This is a genomic window from Alcanivorax sp. HI0083 (assembly GCF_001635175.1).
The window spans coordinates 1-298 of the sequence record NZ_LWFX01000808.1 but is presented as its reverse complement, the minus strand read 5'-3'; the positions used below and the strand labels follow the sequence as shown (position 1 = coordinate 298).

The 298-nt window shown below is 52.3% G+C and carries 1 protein-coding gene; it reads left to right on the top strand.

From position 1 onward, the window contains the following. Nucleotides 1-116: 116 nt before the first annotated feature. Nucleotides 117-298: MerR family transcriptional regulator (locus A3754_RS07835; RefSeq protein WP_156496906.1), on the top strand; the 182-nt coding region annotated here is incomplete at its 3' end.

The window sequence follows — 298 nt, the reverse complement described above, 5'->3', positions numbered from 1 at the left end:
GCCACCACAGGATTTGCTCATGATACGACTCCACTTGAACAATGTTGTGGTACCATTTAAAACTATAAAGCTACTATAAGGTCAATAGAGTAAAGAATCCGTTGGGGAGGAGGCTGATGCGCATTGGTCAGTTGGCGCAGTTGGTAGGGGTCGAAACACAGACGATCCGCTTCTATGAACAGCAGGGCTTGTTGCCGCCGCCTGATCGGCAGGACAACGGTTACCGTGTCTATACCGAGAAGCATGGTGAGGGGCTGGCCTTCATCCGTCGCTGCAGAATCCTGGGCCTGTCACTGGC